At 67.6% G+C, this 13,441-nt stretch carries 13 protein-coding genes; 7 read left to right on the forward strand and 6 right to left on the reverse strand.

The window, feature by feature from the left end:
* Window positions 1–826 (forward strand): hypothetical protein (locus tag BIV24_RS34825; RefSeq protein ID WP_218149317.1); only part of this gene is annotated, 826 nt, incomplete at its 5' end.
* 412 nt (window positions 827–1,238) lie between these two features.
* Here the strand turns inward: BIV24_RS34825 and BIV24_RS16120 are convergent.
* Genes BIV24_RS16120 through rfbA form a run of 3 tightly spaced genes read right to left on the reverse strand, consistent with a single transcriptional unit; the run spans window position 1,239 to window position 3,705 of the window.
* On the reverse strand, window positions 1,239–1,838 hold the full coding sequence (locus BIV24_RS16120; protein ID WP_071367005.1) for a dTDP-4-dehydrorhamnose 3,5-epimerase family protein: 600 nt from the start codon (window positions 1,836–1,838) through the stop codon (window positions 1,239–1,241).
* 53 nt (window positions 1,839–1,891) lie between these two features.
* Window positions 1,892–2,734, reverse strand: a complete 843-nt coding sequence (locus BIV24_RS16125; RefSeq protein WP_071367006.1) for a CgeB family protein — start codon at window positions 2,732–2,734, stop codon at window positions 1,892–1,894.
* 32 nt (window positions 2,735–2,766) lie between these two features.
* Window positions 2,767–3,705 (reverse strand): glucose-1-phosphate thymidylyltransferase RfbA, encoded by a 939-nt coding sequence (gene rfbA / locus BIV24_RS16130; RefSeq protein ID WP_071367007.1) that lies wholly within the window; start codon window positions 3,703–3,705, stop codon window positions 2,767–2,769.
* A gap of 244 nt (window positions 3,706–3,949) precedes the next feature.
* Between rfbA and BIV24_RS16135 the strand changes: the two genes are divergently transcribed.
* Window positions 3,950–5,404, forward strand: coding sequence for a DUF2079 domain-containing protein (locus BIV24_RS16135; RefSeq protein ID WP_245766834.1), 1,455 nt, complete (start codon window positions 3,950–3,952; stop codon window positions 5,402–5,404).
* Between the two features lie 535 nt (window positions 5,405–5,939).
* Here the strand turns inward: BIV24_RS16135 and BIV24_RS16140 are convergent.
* Window positions 5,940–7,772 carry a phosphoenolpyruvate carboxykinase (GTP) gene (locus tag BIV24_RS16140; RefSeq protein WP_071367008.1) on the reverse strand — a complete coding sequence of 611 codons (1,833 nt, stop codon included), beginning with the start codon at window positions 7,770–7,772 and terminating at the stop codon, window positions 5,940–5,942.
* A 308-nt stretch (window positions 7,773–8,080) separates the two neighbouring features.
* On the opposite strand from BIV24_RS16140, the gene trhA reads away from it, so the two are divergent.
* The 5 genes from trhA (at window position 8,081) to BIV24_RS16160 (ending at window position 10,705) form a co-directional block, all read left to right on the forward strand.
* Entirely contained in the window at window positions 8,081–8,794 is a 714-nt protein-coding gene (gene trhA, locus BIV24_RS16145) for a PAQR family membrane homeostasis protein TrhA (protein WP_071367009.1), read from the forward strand.
* A gap of 175 nt (window positions 8,795–8,969) precedes the next feature.
* Complete coding sequence (locus BIV24_RS16150; protein ID WP_071367010.1) at window positions 8,970–9,149, forward strand: hypothetical protein; 180 nt, start codon at window positions 8,970–8,972, stop codon at window positions 9,147–9,149.
* A complete protein-coding gene (locus BIV24_RS34440) occupies window positions 9,146–9,292 on the forward strand; it encodes a hypothetical protein (protein ID WP_177198735.1) in 147 nt (48 codons plus the stop codon). Before BIV24_RS16150 ends, BIV24_RS34440 begins: the two co-directional genes overlap by 4 nt.
* Complete coding sequence (locus BIV24_RS16155; protein ID WP_071367011.1) at window positions 9,289–9,948, forward strand: TetR/AcrR family transcriptional regulator; 660 nt, start codon at window positions 9,289–9,291, stop codon at window positions 9,946–9,948. Before BIV24_RS34440 ends, BIV24_RS16155 begins: the two co-directional genes overlap by 4 nt.
* Before the next feature lie 25 nt (window positions 9,949–9,973).
* Window positions 9,974–10,705 carry a Mut7-C RNAse domain-containing protein gene (locus BIV24_RS16160; protein WP_071367012.1) on the forward strand — a complete coding sequence of 244 codons (732 nt, stop codon included), beginning with the start codon at window positions 9,974–9,976 and terminating at the stop codon, window positions 10,703–10,705.
* A 34-nt stretch (window positions 10,706–10,739) separates the two neighbouring features.
* Here the strand turns inward: BIV24_RS16160 and BIV24_RS16165 are convergent, their stop codons facing one another.
* Together BIV24_RS16165 and BIV24_RS16170 are read right to left on the reverse strand one after the other, a co-directional pair.
* A complete protein-coding gene (locus tag BIV24_RS16165) occupies window positions 10,740–12,848 on the reverse strand; it encodes a thioredoxin domain-containing protein (RefSeq protein WP_071367013.1) in 2,109 nt (702 codons plus the stop codon).
* Complete coding sequence (locus tag BIV24_RS16170) at window positions 12,829–13,413, reverse strand: ArsR/SmtB family transcription factor (protein ID WP_143064615.1); 585 nt, start codon at window positions 13,411–13,413, stop codon at window positions 12,829–12,831. Before BIV24_RS16170 ends, BIV24_RS16165 begins: the two co-directional genes overlap by 20 nt.
* Between the last annotated feature and the right edge of the window lie 28 nt (window positions 13,414–13,441).

Genomic DNA, 13,441 nt, shown 5'->3' on the forward strand with positions numbered 1-13,441 from the left:
GGTTGCCCTGGTTGCCCTGGTTGCCCTGGTTGCCCTGCGGGCCCTGCGGACCCTGCGGACCCTGCGGACCCTGCGGACCCTGAGCGCCCTGCCGCCCCTGGTTGCCCTGCGGACCCTGCGGACCCTGCCGCCCCTGGTTGCCCTGCGGGCCCTGCGGACCCTGCCGCCCCTGGTTGCCCTGGTTGCCCTGCGGACCCTGCGGACCCTGCGGACCCTGAGCGCCCTGCGCCCCCTGGTTGCCCTGGTTGCCCTGTTGACCCTGGTTACCCTGCGGACCCTGCGGACCCTGGTTGCCCTGGTTGCCCTGGTTGCCCTGCGGGCCCTGCGGACCCTGAGCGCCCTGCCTCCCCTGGTTGCCCTGCGGACCCTGCGGACCCTGCCTCCCCTGCGGACCCTGCGGACCCTGCGGACCCTGCCTCCCCTGCGGACCCTGCGGACCCTGCCTCCCCTGGTTGCCCTGCGGACCCTGCCTCCCCTGGTTGCCCTGCGGACCCTGCGGACCCTGCGGACCCTGAACGCCCTGCGCACCCTGGTTACCCTGCGGACCCCGCTTACCCTGGGGACCCTGCGGACCCTGCGGACCCTGCGGACCCTGCCTGCCCTGGGGACCCTGGGGACCCTGCGGACCCTGCCTGCCCTTTTCATGCTTCTTGCCATGGTCATGACCATGGCCGCCACTCACGGCGCCTTCCGGACCAGGCAGCGCCACAGCACGGTCACCGCCCGACCTGTGGATCGCGTCGGCGATGGCCGTCGTGCTCGGGGCAATATTGAGCGCTACGGCAAGTGCGCCGACCGACACCAGAGTGGCGGACCTGACGCGTGAACTTCGCATCGTTCTACGGCTCACAGAGAACCTTCCTCACGGACTTTGAGAGATCAGACCGCAGACGCGCGCACTCGGTGCGCATCCCGCACGCATGTCACGTCGCCCTCGGCTACGGACAACGCCAGTCTTAGCTCTCATCGATTGAATGATTACGATTCGGTCCGTGTCATAGGCGAACATCACCCGGGCGGCCTCAGTGCACTTTCTCTGCAGCTTCATCGCTGGTGCCTTTACAAGGCGGACAGGCTTTCATTCTGGCGCAGTAACGACTTTCTTGACGCCATGTCATAGATGTCCGACGTGCCGAAAGAGCACCACTGCCGCTGTCCGGCCGACGGTTCTTCCGCGGTAGCCGCGGACGGCGTGAGGCCGCGTTGCCAGAGCGTGGCTCCGTCGCAGGCCGCCCATCTCAGACGCTACTCACGAGACTTCTGCGATACGCGGCACAGTCCTTGAAGGAAGGCAGCAGGCCCTGCCGCTCGGCTTCCTCCAGCGTGGGCGCCGCCGCGTCCTTGTCGGAAAGGCGCGGCGCGAGATCCCGGGGCCAGGCAATGGCCAGTCCGGGGTCGAGCGGATTGACCCCGAACTCGCGCTGCGGCGCGTATCCCTGCGAACACAGGTAGACAACGGTGGAGTTGTCCTCCAACGCCATGAAGGCGTGACCCAGCCCTTCCGAGAGATAGACGCAGCGATGGGTCCTGTCGTCGAGCTGAACCGCCTCCCATTTCCCGAAGGTTGGGGAGCCGGTGCGGATGTCGACCACCACGTCGAGAACGGCGCCGCTTACGCATGTGACGTATTTGGCCTGGCCCGGCGGTACCGACGCGAAATGAATACCGCGGAGGGTGCCGCGGACGGAGTGGGAGCAGTTCGCCTGCTCGAGCTGGAAGCCCTGGCCGATGGAGTCGTGGAAACTGGCTCCTTTGAACCACTCGTGAAATCTTCCCCTGCCGTCCGTGAACACCTTGGGCGTGTCCACCCAGGCCCCTTCGATGTCAAGTGGTTGCACGTGACTGCTTCCTTCCACCACACGGCTCATTCTGTCGGTCACTATGCGGTCCCTCACCCGCGCAAGGCAGCGACCGCCGAACGCAGGATGCTCGTCGCGCAACGCCCGCGCATGATCGACTGCCCTACTCCGGCTCGAACCCGACGCTCATGGTCACGGTCAACGTAGTACCGGCAGACGTCGGCGATTTCGCCGTATTCACCGAAGATCAGCCCCGGGGCGAACGGGGCTTCCTCTTCGGGACTGCAACCCCGTTCGGACACGACGAACCTGCCGTTGGCCAGAAGGTAGGACACCCTCACGACCTCGAACACCTTCGCCTGGTAGAAGTGGATGTTCAGCACGATCTTCGCCCTGGCGATCAGGGTGTCGCGTTCCTCGCCGTAGACGCCGAAGCGTGCCACAGCATTGAGGCCGATTGAGTCGAGCTGCCGGATCAACTCGAGACGGCGCTCATTCAGTGAGCCGACGAACAGAACGTCGATGTCCTCTTCAGCTGACCGATGAATCCCTTCCAGTTCCGGAACGTAACCGATTGGGACGTGACAGACGCCATCCACGCCCATGCGCCGGAGTTCGAGAATATTGCGAGCGCTGTAGTCCCAAACCGTGTATCTCCGGAACAGGTTCAGCAGATCCCTGCTGAACCATGCTGAATCGTCCGACACTTGCTCGAGGTTGTACAGAATAGCGTCGTCCGGGACGCCGGCCGGGTGCGACGGAAGCAAGTTGCAGCCGAAGATGATGTGCCTGCGTCCGGCCAGTCGGGTTTCATGCGTCAGTACACTGTCATGACCGAGGCGCAGCAGTGCGAGGTGTACGGTCGTGGCGACCTCCCTGAACGCCTCCCAGTGCTGATACCCGGGAGGGCGAAGGATGGTGACCGCGAATCGCATGAAACATCCCTCCAGTACTCGGGTTGATGCCCCTATACACGAGCGCCCGGCGCGGTACGCAACAGTTTTTCGCGACACGGTCCGCTGCCCCTCTGAGGCATGACGAGGGAATCCTCAAGCAGCCCCAGCAGATAGTGGCCGTATCCGCTCTTGATCAGCGGCCGGGCCAGTTCACGGAGATGGTCGTCGTCGATCAGGCCCGCCCGCCACACCGCCTCCTCGATGCAACCCACCTTGAGACCTTGACGCTCCTCGATCACCCGGACGAATTCCGAGGCCTGAACCATGGAGGTGAAGGTTCCGGTGTCCAGCCACGCGGTACCCCGGTCCAGCTGGGTGACGTGCAGCGCTCCGGCGTCCAAATAGACGCGGTTGAGGTCGGTGATCTCCAACTCGCCTCTGACGCTGGGCTGTAGGCCGCTAGCGATATCCACGACGTGGTTGTCGTAGAAGTAAAGTCCGGGCACAGCGTACGGGGACCTGGGGTGGGCCGGTTTCTCCTCGATGGACAGCGCCCGGCCCAGCTCGTCGAACTCCACCACGCCATAGGCCGACGGATTGGCGACCTGGTAGGCGAACACCTCGCCGCCCTTTGGATCTTCGTGAAGGGCCAGCCGTGTCCCCAGGCCGCTTCCGTGGAAGATATTGTCGCCCAGGATCAGGGCAACCGACTCGTCGCCGATGAAGTCGGCCCCCAGCACGAAGGCCTGAGCGATACCCTCCGGTCGCTCTTGTGCCATGTAGTCGAGTCGCAAGCCCAGTTGACTACCGTCACCGAGCAAAAGACGGAACTGGTACTGGTCTTCGGTGGTGGTGATGATCAGAATATCCCGGACACCGGCCATCACCAATGTGGAAAGCGGGTAATAGATCATGGGTTTGTCAAAGACCGGCAGCAGCTGCTTCGACACCGAACGGGTCAACGGCCACAGTCGCGAGCCGGTACCCCCGGCCAACAGGATTCCGCGCATGGCAGCACCATAGGTGGATTGTCCTTGAACGCTGCATTTTCGTGTGCTCACGGCGTGTGCGGAACAGACGTGCGGCCATTCGGTGGAATCTGCCCACACAGGAGTTTGATCGCGGTCGAATACGGCACGTTGCTGGCATCTTTATGGCCGCAAGTCCCGGTTTCCCGAAGGGCTCCCGATGCAAGCACTGCCCACCAAAAGCACAACAGTACCGGCACAACATTCGGTTTCCGAAAAGGAGGCGGTGACGGCACCGCCGCACAAAGGCCGCTTCGAGGGCACATGGTGGATCTGGGCCATGGCGGGAGCGCTGTTCGTGATGTACGCGGTGGTGTCGCTGCGTCTCCACCAACGGATGCTCACGAGCAGCTACGACCTGGGAATCTTCGAACAGGTCGTCCGCTCCTACGCGGAAGGACACCTTCCGGTCTCCGAAGTGAAGGGCCAGGACTTTCCCGTCCTGGGGGATCACTTCTCTCCCATCCTGGCGCTCGTGGCGCCTTTTTACTGGGTGTGGCAAGGAGCGGAAACACTCCTCGTCGTGCAGGCCGCGCTCCTCGCCGTGAGCGTCGTCCCGCTGACTCTCTGGGCGCGCCGAGCCCTGAGCGCTCCGGCCGGTGCGATCATCGGTGCCTGCTACGGGCTCTCCTGGGGAATCGCGAGTGGCGTCGGCTACGACTTCCACGAAGTGGCGTTCGCCGTTCCGCTCCTGGCGTTCTCGCTGGCCGCCCTCGGGAGCGGCCGGCTGGCCGCCGCGGCATGCTGGGCTCTGCCCCTGCTGTGCGTGAAGGAAGACCTCGGACTCACGGTTCTCGTCATCGGTCTCGTCATCGCGTGGCGAGGTGACCGTACGCTCGGAATGCTGACGGCTGCGGCTGGCCTCGTCGGGACCGCGTTGACGGTGTTCATGATTCTGCCGGCCTTCAGCCCGAGTGGGTCCTTCGCCTATTGGTTCCTGGTGGAGAAGGCTTCGGGAGCGCCTCGAGTCCCGGGTGACCCGGGAACGACCGGAGGCAGTGCGGGCAGTCTGCTGGACGTACTCCAACGAGTCACGATCGGTCTTGTCACCCCCCAGACCAAAGTGACGACCTTCGCACTCACGCTGGCCCCCACCGTGTTCCTGGCGCTGCGCTCCCCCCTGCTGTGGGTTGCCCTGCCGACTCTGGTGTGGCGCTTCGCGTCGAACAACGGCCTGCACTGGGGGACCGCCTATCACTACTCGCTCGTCCTGATGCCGATCGTCTTCGCGGCTTTCATCGACGCCCTGGTACGACGTGAGACGAGCGGGCGCAGTCTGCGCCGTTACCTCGCGGGCAGCGCGGCGATCGCCCTCGTGATCCTTCCGAGCTTTCCTTTGTACCAACTGGTCCAGCCGGACACCTGGCAGACCGATCCCCGCGTCACCGTCGCCCGTCGTCTGATGGACAAGATCCCCGACGGCGCCACGGTCCAGGCGTCCAACGCGCTGGTGCCCCAGCTCACCGGCCGTGACAGCGTCAGCCTCTACGGAGCGCCCAGCAGCCGTCCCGACCCCCAGTGGGTCATCGTGGACACGTGGGTGCCGGACAACCAGCGATGGTGGCCGGGCGAGCCGCTGAGCGCCGGCGGGGAACAGCAGCGCTTGACGGAAGACCGCAGCAAGGGGTACGAGCTGGTGGCGGATCAGGACGGCTTCGTGCTGCTGCACCGCCAGAGGTGACGGCGCCCGGGGGCGATCGGAGACAACGAAGAGCCGGGGCCCGCACCGTACGTCCTCGTAACGGTGCGGGCCCCGGCCTGCTTCGACTTCCGAAACTCTGGAACCTTCCATTCCCGTTGCATACCGGGGTGGGTCCGTTGCCCGGTGTTCACCCAGCGCCAGGGGAACATTCGGCGGAGTTGTGACAGCCGTCGTCGCGAGTCGCAGGTCGCCTCGCTGCTCGCCGAACAGCACGGCGTGGACGACCTCGTGGCCCTCTGCCTGGGCACCACAAGTCAACGGCGATCACACAGTCGTACCGCTCTCTGAGAACGGCCGCGCCCTCGGTGAAGTCCTCGCCACGGACTCGACGTTGCACAAGCTCGCCGTCCGGCGAGGACCTCTCGCCGTCCTCTTCGTCGGGGCGGACGGGTGGACGGCGACAGGCCCGCGGCCCCGCAGGCCGTTGTGCGGGGCCGCGCCGGTGTGCACCGCGGCCGGCCGTGACGATCGCAGGTCAGGGCAAGTCGAACCGGCCGCGGAGTTCATAGGGTGCTCAGCCCAGGCGCTGCACCAGCGCGCGGTACTGGTCCCACAGCTCCTTCGGCGTGTGGTCGCCGAAGGTGTTGAGGTGCTCGGGGACCAGCGCGGCCTCCTCGCGCCACACGTCCTTGTCGACGGTGAGCAGGAAGTCCAGGTCCGACTCCGACAGCTCCAGGCCATCGGTGTCCAGGGCCTGCTTGGTCGGCAGGATGCCGATCGGGGACTCGACACCCTCGGCCTTGCCGTCCAGACGCTCGACGATCCACTTCAGGACACGGCTGTTCTCGCCGAAGCCGGGCCAGACGAACTTGCCCTCGTCGTTCTTGCGGAACCAGTTGACGTAGTAGATCTTCGGCAGCTTGGACTGGTCCTTGTCCTTGGCTACCTCGATCCAGTGCGCCATGTAGTCGCCCATGTTGTAGCCGCAGAACGGCAGCATGGCGAACGGGTCGCGGCGCAGCTCGCCGACCTTGCCCTCGGCCGCGGCGGTCTTCTCGCTCGCCACGTTCGCGCCGAGGAAGACACCGTGGTTCCAGTCAAAAGACTCCGTCACCAGCGGGACCGCGCTGGCGCGGCGGCCACCGAAGAGGATCGCCGAGATCGGCACGCCCTTCGGGTCCTCCCATTCGGGGGCGATGATCGGGCACTGCGAGGCCGGGACGGTGAAGCGGGCGTTCGGGTGGGCGGCCGGAGTCGCGGACTCGGGCGTCCAGTCGTTGCCCTTCCAGTCGATGAGGTGGGCCGGGGCCTCCTTGGTCATGCCCTCCCACCAGACGTCGTTGTCGTCGGTGAGCGCGACGTTGGTGAAGACGGAGTTGCCCCACAGCGTCTTCATCGCGTTGGCGTTGGTGTGCTCTCCGGTGCCGGGCGCGACGCCGAAGAAGCCGGCCTCGGGGTTGATCGCGTACAGGCGGCCGTCCTCGCCGAACCGCATCCATGCGATGTCGTCGCCGATCGTCTCGACCGTCCAGCCAGAGATCGTCGGCTCCAGCATGGCGAGGTTGGTCTTGCCGCAGGCGCTCGGGAAGGCCGCGGCGACGTACTTCGCCTCGCCCTGCGGAGGCGTGAGCTTGAGGATCAGCATGTGCTCGGCGAGCCAGCCCTCGTCGCGCGCCATGACGGAGGCGATGCGCAGGGCGTAGCACTTCTTGCCGAGCAGCGCGTTGCCGCCGTAGCCGGAGCCGTACGACCAGATCTCGCGGGCCTCGGGGAAGTGCGAGATGTACTTGGTCTGGCTGCACGGCCAGGGAACGTCCTCCTGGCCCTCCTCCAGCGGGGCACCCACCGTGTGGACGGCCTTCACGAAGAAGCCGTCGTCACCGAGCTCGTCCAGGACGGCCTGACCCATGCGCGTCATCGTGCGCATGGACACCGCGACGTAGGCGGAGTCGGTGATCTCGACGCCGAGCGCGGAGAGCGGCGAACCCAGCGGGCCCATGCAGAACGGGACGACGTACATCGTGCGGCCCTTCATGGAGCCGCGGAAGAGGCCGTCCTGCCCGTCCTTGCCCTGGAAGATCTCCCGCATCTCGGCGGGAGCCTTCCAGTGGTTGGTCGGGCCCGCGTCCTCCTCCTTCTCGGAGCAGATGAACGTCCGGTCCTCGACCCGGGCGACGTCACTCGGGTCGGAGGCGGCGTAGTAGGAGTTGGGGCGCTTGACCGGGTCGAGCTTCTTGAAGGTGCCCTTGCGGACGAGCTCCTCGCACAGGCGCTCGTATTCGGCCTCGGATCCGTCACACCAGACCACGTTGTCCGGCTGCGTCAGTTCTGCGATCTCGTTGACCCACGAGATCAGTTCCTTGTGCTGGGTGAGGACGGTCGAGGGAGCCGCGATGTCGCGCGCCACGATTGCTCCTAGATGAGGGGTCTTTTGACGATTGCCCCGTGGGGGCCGCGACCCGGATGCTTCGTAGCCGCTCATCCGGTGCCGACTGCACTCATTTGATCATCCGCCGTATTTGCCCATCTGTCCAGGGGAGCTCACACCTGAGCGGAGTGAGGATCGCCACGCACTCCCGCTCTTCTTTGCGTACAGGCGGGGTTCGACTGAAGATTCTTTTGCGTTTCCGCCGGCACCGCATACAGGGAGCGTCAGGCCATTACTAGCCGCCCCCCTGATCCGCAACTTACGGTCCCGTAGGTACCATGCCCCGCATGACTGCGTCCGTCCCCGACGCGCCCACGGACTCGCCGGCAGCCGGCCGCGGTCCCGTCGCGCCCTCGCTGCCCCATCCGGTCAAGCCGAAGCTCCGCGGCTGGCTGCACCTCGGGATGTTCCCCGCGGTACTCGTCGCGGGCCTGGTGCTGACCGCCCTCGCCAACTCCACCCGCGGGCGCATCGCCTGCGGCATCTACGTCCTGACGGCCTGTCTTCTCTTCGGCGTCAGTGCGCTCTACCACCGGGGCAACTGGAGCCCGCGCATGGGCGGCCTGCTGCGCCGACTCGACCACGCGAACATCTTCCTCATCATCGCAGGCACCTACACGCCCCTGACACTCCTGCTCCTGCCGAGCGCGAAGGGGCAGTGGCTCCTGTGGGGCATCTGGGGCGCGGCGGCGGCCGGCATCATCTTCCGGGTCTTCTGGGTCGGCGCCCCGCGCTGGCTCTACACGCCCTGCTACATCGCGATGGGCTGGGCGGCCGTCTTCTTCCTCCCCGACTTCATGCGCGCGGGCGGCATCGCCGTCCTCGTGCTCGTCATCGCCGGAGGCCTGCTCTACAGCGCGGGCGGTGTCATCTACGGAATCAAGCGACCCAACCCGTCACCGCGCTGGTTCGGCTTCCACGAGGTCTTCCACTCCTTCACGCTCGCGGCGTTCGTCGTGCACTACGTAGGGATCTTCCTGGTGGCGTACCAGCACGCATAGCCCCGCCCCCACTCCCTCCCGGCCACGGCTGAAGTCGTGGCCATTTTTCTTGCCCGAGAACCACTCGCCATTGACAGTCATATTCTTTTGACAGTTGCTCTCAATTCATGGTCAGTACGGCGATGCGCGGCGGGACCCCCGCCGTTGGTGGGCCTTAGGTGCCCTGGTCGCGAGCATGCTCGTGCTCGGCTTCGACTCGACGATCCTCGACGTGGCACTGCCGACGATGGCCCGGGAGCTGGGCACGTCCACCGGGCAGCAGCAGTGGATGGCGAACGCGTACGTCGTCGTGTTCGCCTCGCTGATGCTTCCGGCCGGGCCTCGTCCGCAGACGCCGCGTTCGTCCACGGTATGAACCTGCTCCTGCTGGTCAGCGGCATCGCGGCGCTGGCCACGGCGCTGCTGGCAGCGGCGCTCCTGCCGGACCGGGACCGCGCACGGACCCGTCTCGAGGAGAATCCCGAGATGGCCGTGGCCCCGGAGAATGTCCGACAATGATGACCATGGCCGCCACCGCACACCGCTCGACGCCCGCCGCCGAACCCCGTCTGGGGCTGCGCGAGCGGAAGAAGATCAAGACTCGTATGGCGATCCGGAAGGCGACGTACCGGCTGATCCGGGAGCAGGGGTACGACGCCACCACCATCGAGCAGATCGCGGAGGCGGCCGAGGTCTCGCCCTCCACGGTGTTCCGGTACTTCCCCACCAAGGAGGACATCGTCGTCACCGACGAGTACGACCCGCTCTTCGAGGAGCTGCTGCGTGGGCGCCCGGCGGACGAGCCCCTGCTGGAGTCGCTGCGGTACGTGCTGCGCACCGCCGTCGAGCAGAGCATGTCGGGCGAGTACGAGACGCCCGAGGAGATGCGGCTGCGCGGCCGCCTGATGGCCGAGGTACCCGCGGTCCGCTCCCGGATGACCGAGAGCATGTCCGTGACCGGCCAGATACTGTGCCGGGTGGCAGCCGAACGCACTGGGCGCGAACCCGACGACCTGGAGGTGCGGGTGTACTGCATGGGCGTCGTCGGCGCCATCCTGGAGGCCTCCCGGTACTGGGCCGAGCACGACCAGCAAGGCGACCTCGGCGAATACACCCGGCGCGCGCTGGATGTACTGGAGCACGGTCTTGAGCGGCGGAATTCCGAGGCCCCCTGAGCCGCCGCCGTGCCATGCTGACCATGTGAACGGACCCGAGATCCACGTCGAATTCGCCCCCGAGCTGGGGCTCTTCGTCCCGCACGGGCGGCGCGGGCACGCCACGAAGGTCGTCACCGACGGGGCCTCCACGCTCGGCCATGTCGTCGAGTCGCTGGGCGTGCCGCTGACCGAGGTGGGCGCGCTCGTCGTGGACGGCCGCGTGTCGGCCTTCTCCCATGTGCCGGCCGAAGGCGAGTCCGTCGAGGTGCGCGCCGTCGAGCGCCCCCAGCGGGTGCCCGGCGCCCCGCTCCGTTTCCTGCTGGACGTCCACCTCGGCACCCTGGCCCGGCGGCTGCGACTGCTCGGTGTGGACACGTCGTACGAGTCCATGGACATCGGCGACGCGGCGCTCGCCACCCGCTCGGCGGCCGAGCAGCGCGTGATGCTCAGCCGCGACCGCGGACTGCTGCGCCGCCGGGAGCTGTGGGCGGGCGCGTTCGTGTACAGCACCCGGCCGGAGGACCAGCTCCGCGACGTGCTCGACCGGTTCGCGCCCGAGCTGAAGCCGTGGACACGGTGCACCGCCTGCAACGGGCTGCTTCGCGACGCGACCAAGGACGAGGTCGCCGACCAGCTCGAAGGCGGCACGCGCCGCTCCTACGACGTCTTCGCACAGTGCCGTGGGTGCGGTCGCGCGTACTGGAAGGGCGCGCACCACGAAAAGCTGGTGGCGATCGTGGAGCGTGCCCTCGCACGGGGGTCGGGCAGCAGCTGACACTTCTTCACATGCCCTCCCCCGGCACGGCGTCTCAGCCGCTCAACGCCCTGCGGAGCCGCTCCGGATCCGTGGTCGGGGCGTCACAGGTGAAGTGACGGCAGACGTACGCGGCCGGTCCGCCGTCGACCAGCGACCGGTCGGCGAGGAGCGGAAGTTCGCCGCCCTCCGGAGTGCCCACGGCCACGACCGCTCCCGGGGCGGTACCCAGAAGTGCCGTCCGGTGCAGGGCTCGTGTGGAGGGATCGTCCAGGGCCGGTCCGACGATCGCCACCTCGCGCGGCCCGTCGAGGAGCGCCTCGGCGACGGCGAGACCCCAGCCGACGAAGCGTGGCGCGCGCGGCCCGAGCGCTGCGACGACGCCCAACGCCCGCTCTGCGGCGGTGCGATGGGGCTCGGAGCCGGTCTGGGCGGCATACGACAGGAGGGCGCCGGCGGCGGCGGTCCAGCCGGAGGGGGTGGCGTTGTCCGTGGGGTCCTGGGGGCGGCGGATGAGCTTCTCCGCGTCGGCGGCGGTGTCGTACAGCGCCCCACTGCCATCGGTGAACTGCGCGAGCACATGGTCGAGCAGCAATCCGGCGAACTCCAGCCAGACGCCCTCGCCGGTGACCGAGGCGAGCGCGAGGAAGCCCTCGGCCACATCGGCGTAGTCCTCCAGCACGCCCGCGTTGGCGCCCACCCGGCCGTCCTTCGACGTACGGGCGAGGCGGGCGTGCTCGTCCATGTGCAGCCGCACGAGGAGGTCGGCGGCACCGATCGCGGCGTCCACGAGATCGGGGCGGTCGAAGTACGCGCCGGTCTCGGCGAGGGCGGCGATCGCGAGGCCGTTCCAGGCGGCGATCACCTTGTCGTCACGGCCGGGGGCAGGGCGGCGGGAGCGTGCCCCGATCAGGCGGTGCCTGATCGACTCGATCTTCTGCGCGTCGAACATGCCCTCCTGCTGCGGGAGTTGGAGGACGGAGCTGCCGTGCTCGAAGGTGCCTTCTTCGGTGACGCCGAAGTAGCGGGCGGCGAGTTCGGCGTCCTGGTCTCCGAGGACCTCCGTCAGCTGACGGGGCGTCCACACGTAGTAGGCACCCTCGACCTGCCTGCCGGTTCCGCCCTCGGGCCGCCCGTCAACGCCGCCCTGCGGACGCTCCCCCGGACTCCGCCCGGAGGGATCCCCATCACGCGGCGCCTCCTCTTCGCTGTCGGCATCGAGCGCGGAGGCGAACCCGCCTTCGTTCGTGCACAGTTCGCGCACCATGAAGTCGGCGGTTTCGAGCGCCACACGACGGGCGAGTTCGGAGCCGGTGGCCCGCCAGAGGTGGGCGTACACCCGGCACAGCAGCGCGTTGTCGTACAGCATCTTCTCGAAGTGCGGCACAACCCAGTCACGATCGACGGAGTAGCGGGCGAAACCGCCGCCGAGCTGGTCGTAGATGCCGCCGCGCGCCATGCGCTCACAGGTGTCCCGCACCATCTGGAGGGCGCCCTCGGAGCCGGTGCGGGCGTGGTGGCGCAGCAGGAATTCCAGGACCATGGACGGCGGGAACTTGGGGGCTCTGCCGAAGCCGCCGCGCTGCGGGTCGTACTCGCGGGTGAGGCCGAGGAGGGCCTGGGCGAGTTCCTCCTCGCCGGGGGGCCGTGTGCCACCGTCCGTGAGTTCGCGCCCCGTCAGATCGCGGACGATCTTCCCGGCGACCTCCGTCACCTCGTCCCGGCGCTCGGCCCAGGCGCGGTGGACACCTTCGAGCACCTGACGGAAGGAGGGCATGCCGTGCCGGGGGGCAGGGGGGAAGTACGTCCCGAAGTAGAACGGCTCGGCGTCCGGGGTGAGGAACACCGTCATGGGCCAGCCGCCCTGGCCGGTGGCCGCCTGGACGGCCTCCATGTAGACGGCGTCGACGTCGGGGCGCTCCTCGCGGTCGACCTTGACGCTGACGAAGTGCTCATTGAGATAGGTGGCGGTCGCCCCATCCTCGAAGGATTCGTGCGCCATGACATGGCACCAGTGGCAACTGCTGTAGCCGACGCTCAGCAGGACGGGCACGTTCCGCCTGCGCGCCTCGTCGAAGGCCTCGGCCGACCAGGGCCACCAGTCGACGGGGTTGTCGGCGTGCTGGAGCAGGTACGGAGAGGTCTCATGGGCCAGTCGGTTCACCGTTCCACTCTTTCACGGTGTCGGGGACCGCGTAGAACCGGAGTTTGACCGGGCGCGCCCCTTCGGGGGCACCCTCGCGCGGATGGCCGTACCGCTCGAGAAGCGCGCGGTACTCGCGCACGAAGTCCAGCAGCTCCTCCCTGGTCATCCAGGCGCCGGCCCGCATGACCTGGGCCCAGCCGTCGGGGCCCCGGTACTCCTTGTGGGCGCGGCGGAAGAGGTCGGTGTCCACGTCGATCTTGAGGATCGCCAGCTGTTCGGCGGCGGCGTACTCCTCGGGAGCCATCGTCGCCGGGTCCGGAGCCGTGTGCTGGAAAGGCAGCACCCGCCACCAGCGCTCCCGGCCGCCCGACTTCTCGGGGATCTCCTCGATGAGGCGCTGCTCGGCGAGCTTGCGCAGGTGGTAGCTGGTCGTGCCGGAGCTCTCGCCGAGCTCCCGGGCGAGAACGGTCGAGTTCGCCTCGCCGCGCCGGCCCAGGTACTCGAGGATCCGGCGGCGCAACGGATTGCCGAGGGACTTGTAGAGCGCGGTGCGCTCCAGGCTGGTCAGTTCTTGCTCCGGCATGACCACCACGGTACTCGCCACTCATCGG

Source organism: Streptomyces colonosanans (assembly GCF_001866645.1).
Lineage (GTDB): Bacteria > Actinomycetota > Actinomycetes > Streptomycetales > Streptomycetaceae > Streptomyces > Streptomyces colonosanans.